19 protein-coding genes and 1 tRNA gene are annotated in these 19,356 nt (G+C 63.6%); 14 read left to right on the top strand and 6 right to left on the bottom strand.

All coding sequences use genetic code 11. The features are described 5' to 3' along the window. Positions 1–12 precede the first annotated feature (12 nt). Positions 13–477 (top strand): 3-hydroxyacyl-ACP dehydratase FabZ, encoded by a 465-nt coding sequence (gene fabZ, locus ACWPM1_RS10755; protein WP_455694827.1) that lies wholly within the window; start codon positions 13–15, stop codon positions 475–477. 97 nt (positions 478–574) lie between these two features. Next, positions 575–799, top strand: coding sequence for a 50S ribosomal protein L31 (gene rpmE, locus ACWPM1_RS10750; protein WP_455694826.1), 225 nt, complete (start codon positions 575–577; stop codon positions 797–799). 72 nt (positions 800–871) lie between these two features. On the opposite strand, the gene ACWPM1_RS10745 is transcribed toward rpmE, so the two are convergent. Next, the gene (locus ACWPM1_RS10745; RefSeq protein ID WP_455694825.1) at positions 872–1,414 is read right to left on the bottom strand and encodes an MOSC domain-containing protein; all 543 of its coding nucleotides are present in this window, start codon (positions 1,412–1,414) and stop codon (positions 872–874) included. Next, on the bottom strand, positions 1,411–2,043 hold the full coding sequence (locus ACWPM1_RS10740) for a prolyl hydroxylase family protein (RefSeq protein ID WP_455694824.1): 633 nt from the start codon (positions 2,041–2,043) through the stop codon (positions 1,411–1,413). The genes ACWPM1_RS10745 and ACWPM1_RS10740 overlap by 4 nt, the downstream gene beginning before the upstream one ends. A gap of 177 nt (positions 2,044–2,220) precedes the next feature. Here ACWPM1_RS10740 and ACWPM1_RS10735 point away from each other — a divergent pair. Continuing rightward, positions 2,221–2,297: transfer RNA gene (locus ACWPM1_RS10735), tRNA-His, on the top strand. A gap of 120 nt (positions 2,298–2,417) precedes the next feature. Continuing rightward, entirely contained in the window at positions 2,418–3,425 is a 1,008-nt protein-coding gene (locus ACWPM1_RS10730) for a tyrosine-type recombinase/integrase (RefSeq protein WP_455694823.1), read from the top strand. A gap of 21 nt (positions 3,426–3,446) precedes the next feature. On the opposite strand, the gene ACWPM1_RS10725 is transcribed toward ACWPM1_RS10730, so the two are convergent. Continuing rightward, positions 3,447–3,692 carry a helix-turn-helix domain-containing protein gene (locus ACWPM1_RS10725; RefSeq protein ID WP_455694822.1) on the bottom strand — a complete coding sequence of 82 codons (246 nt, stop codon included), beginning with the start codon at positions 3,690–3,692 and terminating at the stop codon, positions 3,447–3,449. A gap of 656 nt (positions 3,693–4,348) precedes the next feature. Between ACWPM1_RS10725 and ACWPM1_RS10720 the strand changes: the two genes are divergently transcribed. Next, on the top strand, positions 4,349–7,477 hold the full coding sequence (locus ACWPM1_RS10720) for a class I SAM-dependent DNA methyltransferase (RefSeq protein WP_455694821.1): 3,129 nt from the start codon (positions 4,349–4,351) through the stop codon (positions 7,475–7,477). Positions 7,478–7,543: 66 nt separating this feature from the next. On the opposite strand, the gene ACWPM1_RS10715 is transcribed toward ACWPM1_RS10720, so the two are convergent. The 3 genes from ACWPM1_RS10715 to ACWPM1_RS10705 form a co-directional block, all read right to left on the bottom strand. Continuing rightward, the gene (locus ACWPM1_RS10715) at positions 7,544–8,203 is read right to left on the bottom strand and encodes a recombinase family protein (RefSeq protein WP_455694820.1); all 660 of its coding nucleotides are present in this window, start codon (positions 8,201–8,203) and stop codon (positions 7,544–7,546) included. Positions 8,204–8,251: 48 nt separating this feature from the next. After that, the gene (locus tag ACWPM1_RS10710; protein WP_455695161.1) at positions 8,252–8,542 is read right to left on the bottom strand and encodes a winged helix-turn-helix domain-containing protein; all 291 of its coding nucleotides are present in this window, start codon (positions 8,540–8,542) and stop codon (positions 8,252–8,254) included. A 349-nt stretch (positions 8,543–8,891) separates the two neighbouring features. Further along, complete coding sequence (locus tag ACWPM1_RS10705; protein WP_455694819.1) at positions 8,892–11,024, bottom strand: KAP family NTPase; 2,133 nt, start codon at positions 11,022–11,024, stop codon at positions 8,892–8,894. Positions 11,025–11,420: 396 nt separating this feature from the next. Between ACWPM1_RS10705 and ACWPM1_RS10700 the strand changes: the two genes are divergently transcribed. The 9 genes from ACWPM1_RS10700 to ACWPM1_RS10660 all read left to right on the top strand — a co-directional run bounded on the left by ACWPM1_RS10700 (position 11,421) and on the right by ACWPM1_RS10660 (position 19,354). Further along, positions 11,421–12,482, top strand: a complete 1,062-nt coding sequence (locus tag ACWPM1_RS10700) for a Glu/Leu/Phe/Val family dehydrogenase (RefSeq protein ID WP_455695160.1) — start codon at positions 11,421–11,423, stop codon at positions 12,480–12,482. A gap of 74 nt (positions 12,483–12,556) precedes the next feature. After that, entirely contained in the window at positions 12,557–13,279 is a 723-nt protein-coding gene (gene ccmC, locus ACWPM1_RS10695; protein ID WP_455694818.1) for a heme ABC transporter permease CcmC, read from the top strand. Continuing rightward, positions 13,279–13,416, top strand: a complete 138-nt coding sequence (locus tag ACWPM1_RS10690; RefSeq protein WP_455694817.1) for a hypothetical protein — start codon at positions 13,279–13,281, stop codon at positions 13,414–13,416. Before ccmC ends, ACWPM1_RS10690 begins: the two co-directional genes overlap by 1 nt. Continuing rightward, on the top strand, positions 13,413–13,871 hold the full coding sequence (gene ccmE / locus ACWPM1_RS10685) for a cytochrome c maturation protein CcmE (RefSeq protein WP_455694816.1): 459 nt from the start codon (positions 13,413–13,415) through the stop codon (positions 13,869–13,871). Before ACWPM1_RS10690 ends, ccmE begins: the two co-directional genes overlap by 4 nt. Continuing rightward, the gene (locus ACWPM1_RS10680) at positions 13,868–15,814 is read left to right on the top strand and encodes a heme lyase CcmF/NrfE family subunit (protein ID WP_455694815.1); all 1,947 of its coding nucleotides are present in this window, start codon (positions 13,868–13,870) and stop codon (positions 15,812–15,814) included. Before ccmE ends, ACWPM1_RS10680 begins: the two co-directional genes overlap by 4 nt. After that, positions 15,811–16,341 carry a DsbE family thiol:disulfide interchange protein gene (locus tag ACWPM1_RS10675; protein ID WP_455694814.1) on the top strand — a complete coding sequence of 177 codons (531 nt, stop codon included), beginning with the start codon at positions 15,811–15,813 and terminating at the stop codon, positions 16,339–16,341. Before ACWPM1_RS10680 ends, ACWPM1_RS10675 begins: the two co-directional genes overlap by 4 nt. Beyond that, on the top strand, positions 16,338–16,742 hold the full coding sequence (locus ACWPM1_RS10670) for a cytochrome c-type biogenesis protein (RefSeq protein WP_455694813.1): 405 nt from the start codon (positions 16,338–16,340) through the stop codon (positions 16,740–16,742). The genes ACWPM1_RS10675 and ACWPM1_RS10670 overlap by 4 nt, the downstream gene beginning before the upstream one ends. Continuing rightward, positions 16,739–17,365, top strand: a complete 627-nt coding sequence (locus tag ACWPM1_RS10665) for a tetratricopeptide repeat protein (RefSeq protein WP_455694812.1) — start codon at positions 16,739–16,741, stop codon at positions 17,363–17,365. Before ACWPM1_RS10670 ends, ACWPM1_RS10665 begins: the two co-directional genes overlap by 4 nt. 78 nt (positions 17,366–17,443) lie before the next feature. Continuing rightward, positions 17,444–19,354, top strand: coding sequence for a potassium transporter Kup (locus tag ACWPM1_RS10660; RefSeq protein WP_455694811.1), 1,911 nt, complete (start codon positions 17,444–17,446; stop codon positions 19,352–19,354). Positions 19,355–19,356: the final 2 nt, after the last annotated feature.

Here is a 19,356-nt window from a genome sequence, read left to right as displayed (position 1 = left end):
GGGGCAGGGCCGATGAGCGAGGACAGCGCCGGCGCTTACGATATCCTCAAGGTGCTCAAGGCCCTGCCGCACCGCTATCCGCTGCTGCTGGTCGACCGGGTTAAGTCGATCGAGCTCGGGACCCGGATCCACGCGGTGAAGGCCGTTTCGTTCAACGAGCAGTTCTTCCAGGGACACTTCCCCGGGCGCCCGATCATGCCGGGCGTGCTGCAGATCGAAGCGCTCGCACAGGCCGCCGGAGTGCTCGGCATCGAGAGCTTCGAGCTCGCCGGCTCGGGCAAGCTGGTCATCTTCATGGCCATCGAGAATGCCAAGTTCCGCGCGCCGGTCGAGCCGGGTTGCCTGCTTGACCTCGAGGTAGAATTCACCCGCAAGAGCAGCCGGGTGTGCAAGTTCAGGGGGCGTGCGAGCGTCGAAGACAACACGACTTGCGAGGCCGAGTTTACCGCGATGATCGCCGACCCGCCGATGGACTGACGCTCCGCTTGCATTTTTCCGGCGGCGCCGCTAGGCGCGCGCCTTTCCCACCACAGCTGGACCGGTCGGAACCGTTCCGAGGCTACGGAGATACGCCATGAAGGCCGATACGCATCCCGACTACCACACCATCACCGTCAAGATGACGGACGGCACCGAGTTCCAGACTCGCTCGACCTGGGGCTCCGAGGGCGACGTGCTCGCTCTGGAGATCGACCCGACCAGCCACCCGGCTTGGACCGGCGGCAAGCAACAGGTTTCGGAAGGTGGCCGCGTGGCCAAGTTCAACCAGCGTTTCGGCGGGCTCACGCTCAAGAAGTAAGCGGGCAGCCAACGCCGCATACTGCTGATTATCGACATATGAGGGCGGTCCCGCGGGGCCGCCCTTTTCGATTCAAACGGGCTCGAGGGGGACGGGCGGGCCGAGCGGGGGCTCAACCACGATCGGGTCGCCGAGGATCATTTCCCCGCCGCGCTCGACCACTGCCATCACCCCGCACTTGCGGTTGAGCGAGCCGTCCGGCCGCTTCTCAACCATGTGCTTGAGCAGCCCGGGCATGAATTCCTCGATCTGCCGGCACGGATTGCGCAGGCCGGTCACGCGGATCACCGTTTCGCCGATATGCAGGCGCGTGTCGGTCGCCAGCCCGAGAAGATCGACCGCGCGCGTGGTGACGTTCTCCCCCAACGCGCCAGGCGCCAGGACATGGCCGTGCTCAGCCAGCTCGTCGAGCAATTCGGCGTGAATCAGATGCACTTGCCGCAAATTGGGTTGCGCCGGGTTCTGCTTGATCCGCGAAAGATGCTGAACCGTGACCCCCGCGTGCGCATCTCCCTCAACTCCGATGCCCTCGACGAGCCGAAGGCGGTCGCAAGGAGACTTCGAGAAGTGGTGTGCCATACTCCGGGCGAGGCCGAAAACGAACGGATCGCTCATCCCCAGGGCCGCTCGCGGTACCACTTGGTGATCACGTACTTCACGCCTTTCCTGACCTTCATGCCCTGGTGCAACGTGCTCGGGTTGGGGCGACCGTCGGGCCGCCGGTTGTTCCACGCGAGCAGCTTGCCCGCTTCCGGTTGAACGATCTTGCCGGGCACGTTTAACCGCGTTCCTCCACCGGCCTCTACCTCATTCAGATAAACCATGAACGTCCACGTCCGTTGCCCGGCGACCGAGCAATAGCGATGAAAATCGGCCCCTGTGGGCTCGAAGTAATCGGTGTGCGATTTGAACTCCTGACCGATGTCGTACCGCTGGCCCTGGACCGGCTCGCCATGATCCGGATCGATCCGGTTGAAAGCAAACAAGAGCGTCTCTAGTTCCTTCACGGCTGGGTCGCACGCCGCGAGATCGCAGGTTTCGCTGGTTCGGAAATACATGTCGCCGTTCGGATCGGCGATCGTCGACGGGCGACGGTTAAGGTCGATCAGGGCGATCAGGCGATTACACAAGTCGAGCGGCAGGAAGCCGCGCACCTGGAACAGTTCGAGTTTGGGGAAGGGCGCGCGCTGGACGCCGGGTCGTTCGAGCAAGATTTCGGCGGAGGATTCGCCAGGCGCGATCATCCCCCGGAGATATGACAAGACCGGCGGTGAAACAATCTTGCGTGCACACGCGAGCGGCGCAGTTTTCACTTTGCAAAACGCACCCTTCATGCAACAGGCGCACCCCGCTCGGGAACCGCCTTGACGGGGGGCCCAGCGACTTTCATGGCCCCGCTTCACGGCATGCCGGGGCATGTGGCGATCGTAGCTCAGTTGGTTAGAGCGCCGGTTTGTGGTACCGGAGGTCGGGGGTTCGAGACCCCTCGATCGCCCCATTTTTCTCAGTAGTTTAGCCCCGGAAGAACCGGAGACGCGAGGTTCAAATGAACCTCTGCTCCGATCTGGCCTTCGTCCAAGCACCATTCCGCCAGTGGCGGACCTTGGAGAAACGGCCAATGGATACTGACTACACCCTCGGAAAGCTCACCCGCCGACGCACTGACGGGAGCAAATACTGGTCCTACTGCATCATCTGGCGAGACGAGGCGGGAGACCGCAAACGCTACTCGCTTGGCACGACTGACCGGGTAGCAGCCGAGGCGCAGGCCCGCCGTGTGTGGGCCGGGTTCGGCAGCAAGCGCACCTATGAGACCGTGGGCGACCTCGTGACGGCTTACCTCGACAGCCTCGGGGGCAAGCTCCAGGAAAAGCGCAAGCGCGAGGCGTGGGTAGCGGCGAAGTCCTACTGGGCCACGCTCAAGCCCGCCGTGATCGACGAGGGGGTGAGCCTTGCCTACCCTGCTTGGCGCAAGCGTTCGGTCAACACCGTGCGGCAGGAACTCTCGCTGATCCGCACGGCGCTGAACTGGTCGGTCAACGCAAAGCACCTCGACAAGGCGCCCAAGATCACCCTGCCTGCCATGCCGGAGACGAGCGTGGGGCACCTGACCAAGGCAGAGTTCCGCAAGCTGCTCGACGGCTGCGAGAGGGCGCATGTGCGCCTGTTCTGTATGCTCGGGGTGACCACCGGGGGCCGCAAGTCGGCCATCCTGCAAGCCAAGTGGAAGCAGGTGAACTTCGAGAGGGCGCTCATCGACCTCAACGAGGAGGGCCGTGTCCAGAACAGCAAGTTCCGGGCGACCGTGCCACTCAACGACCTGATCCTGCCCGCCCTCCGCGAGGCGAAGGAAGCGGCCCTGACCGAGTACATCATCGAGCACAACGGGAAGCCGCTGCTCGACATCAAGAAGGGCTTTGCCGCTGCGGCTGCCCGAGCTGGCCTAGACGCTCACCCCCACATGCTGCGGCACTCGGCCGCGGTGTGGATGGCGGAGGATCGGGTGCCAATGCCAGAGATTGCCCAGTTCCTCGGGCACCGGGAAATCTCTGTGACCACAAGAGTGTATGCCCGTTTTCACCCGGACTACCTCCGGCAAGCTGCTGGTAGCCTGCGCTGGTGCTAATCCACGGCTCACGATCAGCCGCTATAGCCCCGCAGAGGTCATTAGGGACGCAATCGTGACCCCGAGGGCCTCCGCCACTCGCGCTACGTTCAGAACGCTCACATTGCGCTCGCCGCGTTCGATCTTGCCCATGTGGCTGCGGTCAACTCCCGAGGCGTCTGCGAGGGCCTCCTGCGACATCCGCCGCTCATGGCGCACTGCTCGAATGGCGGCGCCAAGCTTCCGGAGCTTCCCCTCCGTATCCGTCGAGATGGATTGACGCGGCACTCCTTTTCAGTTGCCCGCAATGCACTGATAGGCCACGGCATTGACGACCCATTGAAAGTGCGCAGTATGCTGTGGTTTGTTCTGCCGTGGTGCTTAATCGCTGGAAGCGGATGGTCGGGGAGGTACGATTATCCGCTGGTTGTCGGGCTAATCCTGACCGGCATGGTGAACCTCGTTTCTGAAGCGACCTTTTATGGAGTTGATCCAATCGCGCTTGGATTGCTGCTGGCGTACTTGCGTCGGTCCGCCATTCACCCATCTTGGCCGAAAAAGCCATTCTAGCCTCTGAGGGCATGTAGTGGAGAAACGAGACAGAGATTCAGCTCGCTCATGCTCTTCTAGATCGCAGCGGTCCTCCAGCGTCTCCTTTGCGTTCCCACAGGGCTCCCAGAGGGTTTCCATGGGGTTCCAGCAAAGTTCGCAACTTGCATTCCATTGAGTTGTTTTCTTCTTTGCCCTGTGGCCCCTCTGTTCCCCAGTGACCCCCTGACCTTGTCAGCTTTTTGAGACAGAGAAACTCTGGAAGCTCCCGTCCTTGACGGTATCAGATCACCCCAAGCTGCTCGGGGCTCTTGCCTCGCCGCAGGATTTCCGGCCAATGTCCCGTGAGGTCAGGGGATTTTCCATTGTCGGGACCAGAAGTTAGCCAAGAGGCGGTGCAAGCCTTCATTCGCAAGTGGCAGCACACCCCCGGCGGAGCCGAGCGGGCGAACTACGGCGTATTCCTCCAGACCTTCTGCGGAGTGCTCGGGCTGGAGGCTCCTTCCGATCCCGCCGTGGGCGGGGTGCTCGGCCGCTACCAGTTCGACGGCCCGGTGGCGGAAGGTTCGCTCAATGGCGGACCCGGCTTCATCGACTTCTACCGCAAAGGTTCGTTCGTCCTCGAAGCGAAGCAATCCAAGATCCCCCCTGTCAGCAAAACGCAGCCCGAGATGTTCGATCCGGACGAGGTTGCTCCCAAGGCAAGCTCGGGCGCCAAGTATGACCTGCTGATGCGGCGCGCTCTGCGGCAGGCAAAGAGCTACGTTCACCACCTGCCGAGCGACCACCCTTGGCCGCCGTTCATCATCGTCTGCGACGTGGGCCGGGCTTTCGAGCTGTACTTCGATTACTCCGGAAATGGGCGCGGGTACGACTTCTACCCGGACCGGCAAGGCTATCGGATTACGATTGAGCAGTTGGCCGATCCCGACGTGCAGGCGCTATTCCGCGACATATGGGAGCGGCCCAAGGCACGCGATCCGCGGCTCCGTGCCGCAGAGGTCACGCGAGAGGTAGCAAAGCGGCTGGCGGACGTGAGCAAATGGCTGGAGGCTACCCAGCGGCAACGGACCAGTGGCCTCTCCAATTACGAGAAGAGCTTGGCAATCGAAGAGACCTCGCTGTTCCTCATGCGCATCCTGTTCTGCATGTTTGCCGAGGACGTTGGCCTTCTGCCGAGAGACAGCTTCAAGCGGTTCTTGCAGGAGGCGGTGGAGGTCGAGAACGACCAGCATTTTCAGACCGGGCTGCGCGACCTGTGGAGGATCATGGGAAGCGACGACGCGCAGCCTCGCTGGTCGTGGGCGCTCAAGGGTGAGGTTCGCTATTTCAACGGCGGCCTGTTCGACGACGCCAAGACCTTCGTGCTTGGCGAGGGCGACAAGGGCGAGCTGCTTGCGGCTGCGCGCGCCGACTGGAAGCGGGTGGAGCCTGCGATTTTCGGCACGCTGCTGGAGCAGGCGCTGACCCCATCTGAGCGGTCGAAGCTCGGCGCGCACTACACGCCGCGTCCCTATGTCGAGCGGCTGGTCCGCGCCACGATCATGGACGTGCTGGAGGCCGAATGGGAAGCCGTACAGGCCGAAGTTGAGGCGCTCAACGCCACTGATAGCGATGCGGCCGCTCTCGAAGCTGTGCGGGCCTTCCACAAACGTCTCAGCGGCCTGCGCATTCTGGACCCAGCCTGCGGGACCGGAAACTTCCTGTACATTTCGATGGAGCTGCTGTTGCGGCTTGAGGCGGACGTGCTGGTGCTTATCGAGCAACTCGGCGGCGAGGCGGAGCCGGAGGTTGGGCCGCAACAGTTCCTCGGCCTGGAGCTGAACCCGAGGGCGGCGGTGATTGCCGAGCTGGTGCTGTGGATCGGCTGGCTGCGCTGGCGCATGTCGAACGATCCCGAGGAGGTGCCGGAGCCGGTGCTTCGCAGAACTGCGACGATCAACTTTGGCGGCCATGCCGGTTATGACGCGGTTTTGACGCACAAGCCAACGGGGGAGCCGGACCTAGACAATCCCATGGTGCCCGACTGGCCAGAGGCGGACTTCATCGTGGGCAACCCGCCGTTCATTGGCGGAAAGGACATTCGGGCGCGGCTGGGCGGTGACTATGCGGAGGCGCTGTGGAAGGCGAACCCGAGAGTGCCCAAGTCTGCCGATTTCGTGATGCAATGGTGGGACAGGGCGGCAAACATACTCACTTCGCCGAACAGCGCGCTGGTCCGCTTCGGCTTCGTGACCACAAACTCGATCACGCAGGAGTTCAGCCGGAGGGTTATTGCCGCGTACATAGAAGTGGGGAAGGCGTCGCTCTTGATGGCGCTGCCCGACCACCCTTGGACGAAGGCAGCGAAGGAAGCCGCCGCCGTGCGCATTGCGATGACCGTCGCGGGGCGGGGAGAGGCGGATGGCACGCTTGTCGAGGTTCTCAAAGAGGAGGGACTGGACAGCGACGATCCTCAGATTGCAACGGCGGAGGTGCGCGGGGCCATTCACGCCAATCTGACGACCGGGGCCGATGTCGGGAGCACGGCTGCGCTGAGGGCAAACGCCGGTCTCTGTAGTCCGGGAGTAAAGCTCCACGGTGCCGGGTTCATTGTGACGCCGAAAGAGGCCGCGTACTTGGGCCTCGGCAGGCGTGAAGGCTTGGAAGCGTTCATCCGCCCCTACCGAAACGGTCGCGACCTCATGCAGTCGCCGCGCGGAGCGATGGTGATCGACCTCTTCGGACAGGACGAGCGGGACGTTCGGAAACGCTATCCTGAGGTCTATCAGCACCTGATGGAGACCGTGAAGGTCGCGAGGGACGCGCAGGTCGCCAAATCACCGACACAGGACGCGAAGGCCTACGCGGAACAATGGTGGGCGCATGGCAAGCCTCGAACCGAGCTGCGCCCGGCGTTGGTGGGCCTTGCGCGGTACATTGTCACCGTCGAAACCGCGAAGCACAGGGTCTTTCAGTTCCTTCCGGCCGATGTCCTTCCCGATAATCGCCTCGTCGTTGTTGCGGATGAGCGAGGCGAAACCCTAGGAGTCCTCCAAAGCAAAGCACACTTGGCATGGACGAGCGCTACCGGGGGAACGCTGGAGGATCGCCCAGTCTATACCAAGAGTGCTTGCTTCGATCCCTTTCCCTTTCCGACCATGACGGCAGCGAGTGCAGCCGAAACCCGTGAGCTGGCCGAAGAACTGGACGAAACTCGGAAGCTCGCCATCGCCGAGGTGGATGGTCTCACGATGACGGAGCTTTACAATCTCCGCGATGCCGTGCGCCGGGGGGACAGCATGGATTTGGTGCAGCAGGCGCGCGCGCAAGCGTCCCGCGCCCGCATAATAGACCAGCTTCACGACAAGCTCGATGCTGCCGTGGCCGCCGCCTACGGCTGGCCTGCCGATCTTCCACCTTCGGAGATCATCACCCGACTGGTTGCGCTGAACGCAGAGTGCGCAGCCGAGGAAAAGGAAGGACAGGTCCGCTGGCTTCGCCCCGACTATCAGCGGCCTCGTTTCGGAGCCGACAAGGCGTAGCGCACGACGGAACCTTGAAATCAGCCCGTGGAGTGCGAGCCGCACTGCACCTTCCGCATTGGCGCTCTAAGCCGCCAGCCGCTTCAACGCGCGATGCATATTCGTTGGGTGCCACTTGCCCCCGCCCGGCGAGGGAACAGCCTCCGCGTTCAGCTCAGCGACCATCTGCCGGATGCTCTTGCCTTCCTCGCGCAAGGTGCGCAGCCGCTCCGCGACCGGCTCCAGCCGCTCCGCTGCCTCCGCCCTGTTGCGTTGCGCCAGCACCTTCCCGTTGCGCCCCAGCTCGGTGCCTCGTGCCTTTGCAGCGGCGAGTGCGGCCTTCGTGCGCTGCGAGATGCTCTCCGCCTCCTTTTCTGCCAGGGCAGCGAACAGGTGGAGTTGGAAGCGGTCGGCATTCGGCATGTCGGCCACGGCGAAATCGACGCCGGTCTCCATCAGACCGGAGACGAAATACACGTTGCGCGCCAGCCGATCGACTTTGGCAAACACCAGCCGCGCCTTGCGCCGCTTCGCCTCTGCCAAGGCAGCAAGGAGCTGGGGCCGTTTGGAGAGGGCATTGGCGCCCTTGCCGGTCTCGACCTCCACAAATTCCTCGATCAGCTCCAGACGTGCCTCTGCGGCGTATCTGGCGACCGCCTCGCGCTGCGCCTCCAGGCCCAGTCCGCTGCGGCCCTGCCGGTCGGTCGAGACGCGGAGATATGCGATTGCATTGCCTGTCGTGCTCATTTCCGTCCTCATCCGTACACAGATAAACGACCGTATAGGTGTGTACGACTAGTCCGGGTTCTTGAGTTTGAGTGCCGCCTTCTTGCCGAGATCGCTAAGTTCCCAACGGCCCCGAAGTGAATTGGAACGCAGGTAGCCTGCCTTCACCAGCTCGCTTCGTTCCCAGCACGTGGCGTTCCACCACCGCTCCTCTCCGGTCGAAACAATGTGGTAGTCCGCCTCTCTCAGTCGGGACGCCACCTTTGGGTGCATATGCTCTCTAATCTCAGTTAGTGAGCCCGCACCTCCCAGTTCATGGAGCGTCAGAAGAAGGGGGTTCCGAAATTCCCTCTGCGGCATCTTCTGGCCCTCAAGAGCCTTGGGTGGCCGTCCTGGCACAGCGGACTTCTTTGGCTCAGAGCGTTTGCCTTCAAGAGCATCGAGCGCCCGCCCTACTATATCGTCAGGTGTATCTTCGAGTGGGCGAGCATGAGCTTTCATGCGCTCCCAAGTCGCGTCGGTAACTCGAATCACTGGCATCATATCTCACTCCATCGCGTGTTACGCCCTTATTACCTTGTAACAAGGTTTCTAAATGGGTGCAAGTAGGCGGTTGGCCGGGGGAGGGGGGGTGAGAGGCCAGTAAGAAACACACGGGCGGGGCGCGCATAAGCACGTCAACTTCAGGTCGTTGAGTGGAGCCCGAGAGCTAAAGCTGTTCAAATGCGTCGAGAGATGGGTCGCGGCCGTTCAACACTAGCAGAAGGCGAGTCGTGCTTTCGGCCAGCCAAAGTTCTGAAGGCCATTCTCCATTAGCTCTGAACTCCTCTAGCCGGTGCCGGATGACCTCGACATCGAACAGCTCGTTCAAATGCTTGGCGTCCGTCGAATGGCCCGGTGGTAGGAGCAGACCCGCCAACGTAGAAATCTCTTGGAGGCCTGAAAGCTGGGCAGTGAGGATACTCCTCAGTTCAGGGGTCCAATTTTCGCTGTTCACCAGTACGTAGATTGCCTCGACGTTTGGAAGGCGTCGAAGTGCTGTGCCATCGACCACTGCCGTGCGATAACGTGGGACCTCTTGCTCCAGAAGAGTGATAGTAGCTTCTCGACTAAGCACCTCGCCACCCCGCCCCTCTTTGCTGTGACGAGTAAGCCCGTGCGCAAATAGATTTTTGCGAATGAGCCAAGGGGCCAAAATCAGATCACCTGCCTCGACCAGTGCATTCAGGCACCGCGAGAACCGTTCGGATTGGGCGGGGTCACGCAGGACCAACCGGTAAAGCGAAGTAGCAGCATCATCCGCCACCGCGCGCGCGTTTTCCGGACCGCGTAGCCAATCCGAGCTGCGGTGAAGTACTGCGGCGAGGCTAACCCAGAACTTCTCATCGCCCGACGCTGCGAGACTGGGAAGCAAATCGTCGATGCGATCAATGACAGAGGCGAGCCTACCGTCGTCCATCAGGGTCTCAAGTTTGGCCTGCAACTCAGGTTGTGGCAGGCTCCATAATGCTTCGACTTCCCTATTTGGGATAATGCCCGGTGGGTCGCCTAGGAAAAGCATTCGGACCAGATTGCGGCGCCTAAACAAGCGGTCTCCATCTGGCCCGGTTACACTCCTGCCGAACACGGGAAAGAGATGCCGAATGAGGCGCGACTGCGAAGTTGCGGCGTTCCCCAACACGCTCGCCACTTCAATTGGCTCGCCGTTTACTCGACGAGCAGCGCGTTCCAGAGCTTCGGATTCTTCGGGGTCGCTAACGATTCTATCGAGGTTGGCAGCTAGCTCGTCACGAACTGATGGAGTTTTTGTAAGCAGCCAGCAGTACGCAAGCACGTCATAGGCGCAGATTTCGTTCTGAACCGCCCGCTCCAAGATAGAGTAAGCTCCAATAAGTCTTTTTACCTCTCGGGGGGTCTTTATCTCACGGATGATCTCCCTGAAGATGGCCCGCTGAGTGTCATTGGTCGGGTCTGCGAGCTCGATGCTGTGGTGCGACAATGCCGCCTGTAGTAATTTGATTGCATCCTCTTCGAACAATGGCCGGAGTGGAATTGGATGCTGAATAATTTTCTCAAGGTAAGCCTCGCCTGAGCTTTGCCGAGCCCGACCATGACCCCTTCCCAATGCTTGAACGACGCGTTCGGGATCGTACGACACGAGGTAGGAGACGCCCTTTATATCGCCGACGGCCTTCACCAACTGAGCGACCGCCCTGACTTCCTCGTCCTCAACACGATCCAGTTCGTCGATAAGGACCACTACCGCGCACTTGAGCGACGCTAGCTTACCTTCCAGAGCCAGCCTCTCTTTTTCAGGAGATCGGACCTCTTGGCCCTCAACGAGTTTCTTCAGCCGAGGTCCCCATGTCCTCCATCCAGTGCTCGCTGCGCCTGACCCACCATGCAAATCGACGACAGCGGCAACGCCATGTCCAGCCAGATTGATTGCTCCCCAATAGCGATCAATTTGCTTCGTTAGCTGCTGAGCAATCTCAGTGTTGCTCTCGCCCATTGCGGTACGCAGGGAGCTAAAGAAGCCAGTGAGAAGCTCGTCGCGCCCGCTGAAAAGCCAGGGGCTAAACTGTGCGACGACAGTGCGGTCCATAGTCCCAAGCTTTTCTGCGAGAAGGCTGAGGACACTCGATTTCCCCAAGCCCCAACGGCCGGTGAGGCCAACCACGTAGCCACTTGCTCGCCTACCGGTGAGCTTCCCGGCGCTGTCTAGCTCATCCACCACCAGCGCGCGGATTAGGCTTTCAACGAACGGCCCTCTGTCCAGAGCATCATCCCTGGAGGTGCCAATGGGCCGATCCTGTCTCGCAGCATGGAAGGCGTCACTCATTTCAATTCAGTAGCAATCGCCTAGGGTTCTCGTCACCTCACTTGGCATCACTGGGCCCAGATAATTTTACCTATTTAGGGTCTCACGGCAGGGATTTAGGTAATAATATTGCGTCAATCATAATTGATCTTGCGGCCGATTTTTTGCGACGATAGGGCTCCATCCGACGTGGGCCAGCACCGGCGCTCCTCGGTTCATTTGAACCTCGGGATAGCGAAATGGGCCGGTCAACCGGGTTAAATTAGCGGCTGCGGCGGGCCAGAAATGGCGCAAGACCGTCGGGCGGGAAGTGGACCGCATGTTTGTGGTACCGGAGGTCGGGGGTTCGAGACCCCTCGATCGCCCCATTATCCCCGCGATATGCCGCACGATTCCAGCGCGATGCGGGGCATTCTCATGACGGCTTTCTGGACTCAGGCGGATTACGACGACCACGAGCTTGTCCAGTTCGTGCGCGACCGCAAGTCGGGTCTCACGGCGATTATCGCGCTGCATTCGACCCACCTCGGCCCGGGGGCCGGCGGCACCCGGTTCTGGCATTACTCCCAGCCCGACGACGCGATGCGCGATGCGCTGCGTCTCAGCCGCGGGATGAGCTACAAGAACGCCATGGCCGGCCTGCCCATGGGTGGCGGCAAGGCGGTAATCCTGGCCGACAAGAACCGCACCAAATCGCCCGATTTGCTCGCCGCCTTCGCCGATGCCGTCGATCGATTGGGCGGGCGCTACGTCACCGCCGAAGATGTCGGCATCAGCGAAGCTGACATGGTGGCCGTTTCGCGCCGCACGCAGTTCGTCTCGGGTCTTCCGGTCGGGGAAGGGCAGGCGGGCGGCGATCCGGGCCCGTTTACCGCGATGGGCATTTATCACGGCATCAAGGCCGCGGTCGCGCACAAGCTCGGCAAGGATGGCCTCAAGGGGGTCCGCGTGGCGCTGCAAGGCACCGGCAGCGTGGGCGGCGGCGTTGCCCGCCTGCTACGCAAGGATGGCGCTCAACTGGTGGTGGCGGACGTGGACGAAGCCCGCGCCCGTGCCCTGGCCGCCGAAGTCGAAGGCGAGGCGGTCAGCCCCGAGCAGATCATGTCGGTATCCTGCGACGTGTTCAGCCCCAACGCGCTCGGCGCGATTCTCGACGAGGCTGGTATCGCCTCGCTCGACTGCGCGATCGTCGCCGGCGGAGCGAACAACCAGCTCGCCCGAGCGGAGCACGGGGCACTGCTGGCGGAACGCGGGATTCTCTATGCTCCGGACTATGTGATCAACGCAGGCGGCATCATCTCGGTCACGCTCGAGTACCTCTGCCGCACCAAGGGAGAGCCTTGCGATATCAACGAGGTGCGCAAGCGCATCGCGCTAATCCCCGAGCGGCTAGAGACCATCTGGGCCGAGAGCGACAGCACCGGGGTTTCGGCCGATCGGGTCGCAGATCGCATGGCGCAGAAGCTGATCGGCCGCTGAAAGGCGGGGGAGCGGCCTTCGCTCCCCTTGCGGGTCCTTGCCCCGCCTGCCAAAGCGTCGGCGACGGTCTCCCGATGCACGGCTTCGCCAACCCCACCCGCTTTCTCGGCATCGCGCGCCCGCTGACCCCGTGGCTGCTGGCGATTGGCTTACTTTCGACCGGCGGCGCGTTGGTCTGGGGCTTCGCATTCGCACCCGCCGAGCGGCTCCAGGGTGAATCGGTCCGAATTCTATTCGTACACGTGCCGGTAGCGTGGCTGGGCATGGGCGGGTGGCTCGCCATCGCGGGCGCCAGCTTGGCGGAAATCGTCTGGCGCCACCCGCTCGCCGCCATCGCCGGTCGTGCCGCAGCCGTCCCCGGGGCATTCTTCACGATGATTTGCCTGGCGACCGGGTCGCTGTGGGGCCGGCCAGCGTGGGGCACCTGGTGGGAATGGGACGGTCGCCTGACCAGCATGCTGGTCCTGTTGTTCCTCTACCTCGGCTACATCGCGCTGAGCCAGGCGGCAGCGCGCGAGGGCGGGTCGAACCGCATTCCGGCGATCTTCGGACTGGTGGGAGTAATTAACATCCCCGTCATCCATTACTCGGTGCTCTGGTGGTACTCCATTCACCAACCGCCGAGCTTCACCACCGGCGGATCGGCGATGGCCCCGCAGTTCTCGGTGCCTTTGTTGGTGGCGACATTCGGCTTCAGCTGCCTCTTCGGCGCGGTCGTCTTGATGCGGATGCGGGCTCTCTTGGCGACCGAGCAGACGGAGGCTCGCCTGCGGCGCCGGGCGCGGGAGGCGGACTGATGCGCGAAGCGCTCGACCCCTGGCCGTTCGTCTACGGTGCCTACGCGCTGGCCGTAGTCGGGACGCTGGCACTGGTGCTATGGAGCTGGCTCGCGATGCGCCGCGCAGAGCGGCGGCGGGAGGACCAACGCAAGTGAACTCGGCCAAGCCGAAGCATCAGCGATTGGCACTGGTGGTGATTGCTCTCGTCGCGCTTATCGCCGCGGGACTCATTGCCTCGTGGGCTCTGCGAAACCAGGCCAGCTATTTCTACGTGCCGAGCCAGATCGTGAAGGATCCGCCGGAAACCGGCCGCGCCGTGCGGCTGGGCGGCATGGTCGAGGCGAATTCGATCGTGACTCAAGCGGACGGGGTTACGATCGACTTCGTCGTGGGTGATGGCGACGCGCGGGTGCCGGTGCGCTACTCTGGCATTGTGCCCGATCTCTTTGTCGAGGGGTCCGGCGTTGTGGCCGAGGGGCGGATGCTTGGCGACGGCACTTTCAAGGCCGACACCCTGCTGGCGAAGCACGACGAGAATTACGTACCTCGCGAACTGGAGGCGATGACCGCCGCGCAGAAGAAGGCCGCGGTGGCCGAAACGACCCAATGATCGCCGAACTCGGTCTCGCCGCGCTGTGGCTTGCCGCAGCGCTGGCCGCGTTGCAGCTCGTAACGGGCTTCCTCGCCGTGCGTCAGGGCGGGGAAGGGGAACTGGCATCGCTCGTCCGCCCGTCCGCCGTGGTGCAGGGGGTGCTCTGCGCCTTCTCGTTTGCGATGCTGGTTTGGCTGTTCGTCCGCACGGACCTGTCGGTGAAGCTGGTGGCGATGAACTCCCACTCGGACAAGCCGCTGGTTTTCAAGCTGGCGGGCGCGTGGGGCAACCACGAAGGCTCGATGCTGCTGTGGATCACGGTGATGAGCGCGGCCGGCGCATTGATCGCGCTCGTCGAGCGGCGGCTCAGCGAACGGACGATGCGGGCTACGCTCGCGGCGCAAGGCTTTGTCGCGCTGGGGTTCTACGCGTTCCTCCTGTTCAGCTCCAACCCGTTCGAGCGGTTGCCCGTGCCGGCGATCGAAGGGAACGGCCTCAACCCGTTGCTGCAGGACATCGGGCTCGCGTTCCACCCGCCCACGCTTTACCTCGGCTATGTCGGGCTCTCGGTGGCCTTCAGCTTTGCGGTGGGGGCCCTGCTGACGCGGCAGGTCACGCCCGACTTCGCCCGCGCCATGCGCCCCTGGGTGCTCGGCGCGTGGATCTTCCTCACCGTCGGCATCACCGCAGGCAGCTACTGGGCCTATTACGAGCTCGGCTGGGGCGGCTGGTGGTTCTGGGACCCGGTTGAGAACGCCTCGTTGATGCCGTGGCTCGCCGCGACCGCGCTGCTTCACTCGGTGAGCGTGCTTGCCGCCCGCGACGCGTTGCGCGCCTGGACGATCATGCTCGGTGTCGTGGCGTTCTCGATGAGCATGGTCGGCACGTTCCTGGTCCGCTCGGGCATTCTGACCAGCGTTCACGCATTTGCCGTGGATCCCGAGCGCGGGAGTTTCATCCTCGCCTTGCTGGCGATCTACATCGGCGGGGCCCTCGCCGTTTTCGGGCTACGAGCCGGAAGTATCGCCGAGGGCGAGAAATTTGCTCTGGTGAGCCGCGAGGGCGCGTTGGTGGTCAACAACGTACTGCTTTCCGCGATTCTCGGCGTGGTGTTGCTGGGAACGCTGTATCCGCTCCTGACCGAGGCGACGGGAGTGCGGGTTTCCGTGGGCCCCCCCTACTTCGATCCGGTGGGCGCTATCTTTGTCGTGCCGATGCTGCTGGCCATGGCTGCCGGGCCGCTGCTTCGCTGGCGCAGCGACAGGTTCGCCAGGGTGCGACCGCCGCTGGTGCTCGCCGGTCTGGTTGCTTTGGCAATGCTTGCCGCCCTCGCGGTCGCCGGGATCGGAGTGCTGCCGCTGATTGGCCTCGCGCTTGGCGTTGGTCTGGCGATTGCCAGCGTCATGCCCTTGCGCGGCCGCGACCTGCGGCGGTTGCCGCTCGCGACGTGGGGAATGGTGACGGCCCACTTCGGCATCGCCATTCTCCTTGTCGGCATGGCGAGCGACAGTGCGTTCAGCGAGGAACGGCTGGCTGCGCTCAAGGTGGGAGAGACGGCCGAAGTTGGCCCGTGGCGCGTCACACTTGCCGCTGTCGATCCGGTTGCGGGTCCCAACTGGACTGCCCTGGAGGGGGTGATGCAGGCGCGCTACGCCGGTAACGCGGCGGTCGAACTGCATCCCCAGGCGCGCAGCTTCTGGTCGCCGGTCCAGGAGACGACCGAGAGCGCGCTGGCGACACGCTGGAACGGTCAGCTATATGCGGTGCTGGGTAAGGCCGCGGATGGCGAACGCTGGCAGGTCCGCCTGTGGTGGAAGCCATTCGTGACGCTGATCTGGTACGGTGGCCTGCTCATTGCCCTTGGCGGCCTGCTTGCGCTGATCGGTCGGGTTCGCGACGATTTGCGGCGCCGGTTCGTGCAGCGCAAGGCGGCCGCCCGCCGCGCCGAGGTGGCGGCATGAAGAGCTGGCGCTTCTTCCTTCCGCTCGCCGCGTTCGCGATGTTCCTCGGGATTGCGGCCTATCAGTTGACCCAGCCGAAGGACGAATTCGTCGATTCCGCGATGATCGGCAAGCCGATGCCGCAGTTCGCCCTGCGCCCCGCGGCGGCGGACCGGCCGGGGCTCTCGCTCGCAGATCTCAAGGACGGGACGCCCAAGTTGCTCAATGTCTGGGCGAGCTGGTGCGTCCCGTGCATCGCGGAGGCGCCGCACCTCGGCGCGTTGGCGCAACAGGGTGCGCCGATCGTCGGCGTAGCGATCAGGGACCGGCCCGAGGACGTCGCGGCGTTTCTCCAGCGGCATGGCAATCCGTTCCAGCGGATCGGCGCGGACGATCTCTCCGAGTTGCAGCTCGCCATTGGCAGTTCCGGCGTGCCGGAGACGTTCGTGGTCGATGGCGAGGGCATCATCCGCTACCAGCACATCGGCGACATCCGGGCCGAGCACGTGCCCATGCTGCTCGAAAAGTTGCGCGAGGCTGGTCAATGAAGCGCTTGATCGTCCTTCTTGCAGCGCTTCTTTCGCTGCCTTCAAGCGCTCAGGACGCGATGCCTCCGGCGCCATACGCATACCGCCAGCTCGATGACCCGGGCCTCGAGGCGCGGGCGCAGGGGCTGATGGAGGAGCTGCGCTGCCTCAAGTGCCAGAGCCAGTCGATTGCCGACAGCGATGCGCCGATGGCTGGCGACATGCGCCACCAGGTCCGCACCCGCATCGCCGCGGGGGAGGAGCCCGAGGCGATCCGCGCCTGGATGATGGAGCGCTACGGCGACTACGTCAGCTATGCACCCGTCGTCAGCCGCACGACGTGGCCGCTGTTCGCGGGCCCGCTGCTGCTGCTCGCGATCGCCGGGCTGCTGTTATGGCGGCGTTTCCGGGGTGGGCGATGAGCTTCGTGCCCATCATCTTGCTGGCGGGCGCCGCGTTCGCGTTCGCTGCCCTTGCGCTCCGCCTGCCGCGTAGTGGTTGGACCCTGCTTGGCGCGGCGCTGATGTTCGGGCTCGCCGGATATGCACTGCAGGGCTCGCCCGGACAGGCCGGCGCGCCAAAGGCCGCCATCGCCGAGACCGCCGAAGGATCGGAACTGGTGGAGGCGAGGCGGGCGATTTACGGCCCCGCGCAGCCCAGTCGCTACGTGACCGTCGCCGACGGCTTCGCCCGCCGGGGGCAGTACGCCGACGCGGCCGGCATTCTGCGCTCCTCGCTCGCCGCATCGCCCGACGATCCCGAGGCCTGGCTCGCGCTGGCCAACGCAATCACCGAGCATGCCGGCGGCCAGCTTACGCCCGCCGCGGTCTTCGCCTTCGAGCGAGCGGAGCGCGCCGATCCCGGTCAGCCGGGGCCGGGCTTCTTCATGGGCGTGGCGCTGATCCGCAATGGCCGGCTGCAGCAGGCGCGCGACATCTGGGCCAGGATGCTCGCCGCCGCGCCGCCCGACGCGGTGTGGCGCGAGGGCCTGGAGGAGCGCTTGACCCGGCTCGATCGGCTCATCGCGGAATCCGACGGCCAATGAACGCCGCACGACTCGCGATTGCCGGACGGATAGCCCGGTGCTAAGCGCCGCGGCCCCCACGACAGGAATGCGGCCTCGATGAGTCAGGCAATCGCGCACAGCGGCAGCGGCGACAAGACCGTCAGCGCCAAGGTAAAGCTCGCAGTTGGCGCGATCGGCATCGTCTTCGGCGATATCGGCACCAGCCCGATCTACGCGTTCCGCGAGACTTTCGTCGGCCATCACCCGCTGGCGGTCGACACACTGCACCTGATGGGCGTGGTCAGCCTGATATTCTGGGCGATGACGATCATCGTCTCGATACAGTATGTTACCATCCTGATGAGCGCCGACAACAAGGGGCAGGGGGGAACTCTCGCGCTGGTCGCGCTCATTTCGCAAAAGATCGGCGGGACCAACCGCGGGTGGATCGCCATCATGCTGGGAGTCTTCGCGACTGCCCTGTTCTACGGCGACAGCATGATCACACCGGCGGTATCGGTGCTGTCGGCGGTCGAGGGTCTAACCACGGTGGAGGCCAGTCTCGCGCCGTTCGTCATTCCGATCGCGCTTACCCTGCTGATTGCCCTTTTCATCCTGCAGAAGCGCGGGACCTCGACGATCGGCAAGCTGTTCGCGCCGATCATGCTGACCTACTTCACGACCCTGGCCGTGCTCGGCGTGATGCACATCGTCGATAACCCGGGCGTCCTCGCCGCGCTCAATCCGTGGTACGCGTTCCAGTTCTTCATGACCGACCGGTGGCTGGCGTTCCTGGCGCTCGGCTCGGTCGTGCTCGCCGTCACTGGAGCGGAGGCGCTCTATTCGGACATGGGCCACTTCGGCCGCGGCCCGTTGCGGATCGGCTGGTTCGGATTCGTGATGCCCTGCCTGTTGCTCAACTATTTCGGCCAGGCGGCGATGATCATGAACCTCGAGGCGGCCGCCGCCGCCGATGCGATCAAGAACCCATTCTTCATGATGGCCAGCGAGGCGTTCCGCCTCCCGCTGGTGCTGCTGGCTACGGCGGCGACGTTCATCGCCAGCCAGGCGGTGATCACCGGCGCCTTCTCGGTAACCCAGCAGGCGATCCAATTGGGCTTCGTTCCGCGCCTGTCGATCCTCCATACCAACGAGACCGAACACGGCCAGATCTACATCCCGTTCGTCAATTGGGTGCTGATGATCGCGGTAATCCTGCTCGTGCTGACCTTCCGCAATTCATCGAACCTGGCGAGCGCCTACGGTATCGCGGTTACCGGCGCGATGCTGATCGACACCTGCCTGATGGCGGTTTTGTTCGTCGTCATCTGGCGCTGGAAGCTGTGGACTGCGATGGCCGTCGCTTCGGTATTCTTCATCGTCGACGGCTCGTTCTTCGGGGCCAACCTGCCGAAGGTGCCCGACGGCGGCTGGTTCCCGCTGCTGGTCGGCGCGTTCGCGTTCACCCTGCTGACTACCTGGGCCAAGGGCCGCAAGCTCATGCGCGACCGCATGACCGAGGTCGCCCTGCCGATCGGCATCTTCGCCAAGAGCGCGCGCAATTCCGCGACGCGAGTGCCCGGGACCGCGATCTTCATGGCCTCGACCAGCGGCGGAGTTCCGAGCGCCCTTCTGCACAACATCAAGCACAACAAGGTGCTGCACGAGCGGGTCGTCATCCTCACGGTCGAGATCGCCGACGTGCCCTATGTCGATCCGATCGAGCGGTTCGAGATCAAGTCGATCGGCGACGGGCTCTACGGCGTGAAGCTGCATTACGGCTTCATGGAGGAAACCGACGTGCCCGCGGCGCTCAAGGCGACTGGCGAGTGCGGGGGCTTGTTCGACATGATGCAGACCAGCTTCTTCCTCAGTCGCCAGACGCTGATCGCCAGCAAGCGGCCCGGTATGGCCATCTGGCGCGAGAAGCTGTTCAGCTGGATGCTGCGAAACTCCGCGACCGCGATGGAGTTCTTCCGCTTGCCGACCAATCGTGTCGTCGAGCTTGGCAGCCAACTAGAGATTTAAGG

It is taken from the genome of Tsuneonella sp. HG249 (genome assembly GCF_053819205.1).
This window is presented reverse-complemented; position numbering and strand designations above follow the sequence as displayed.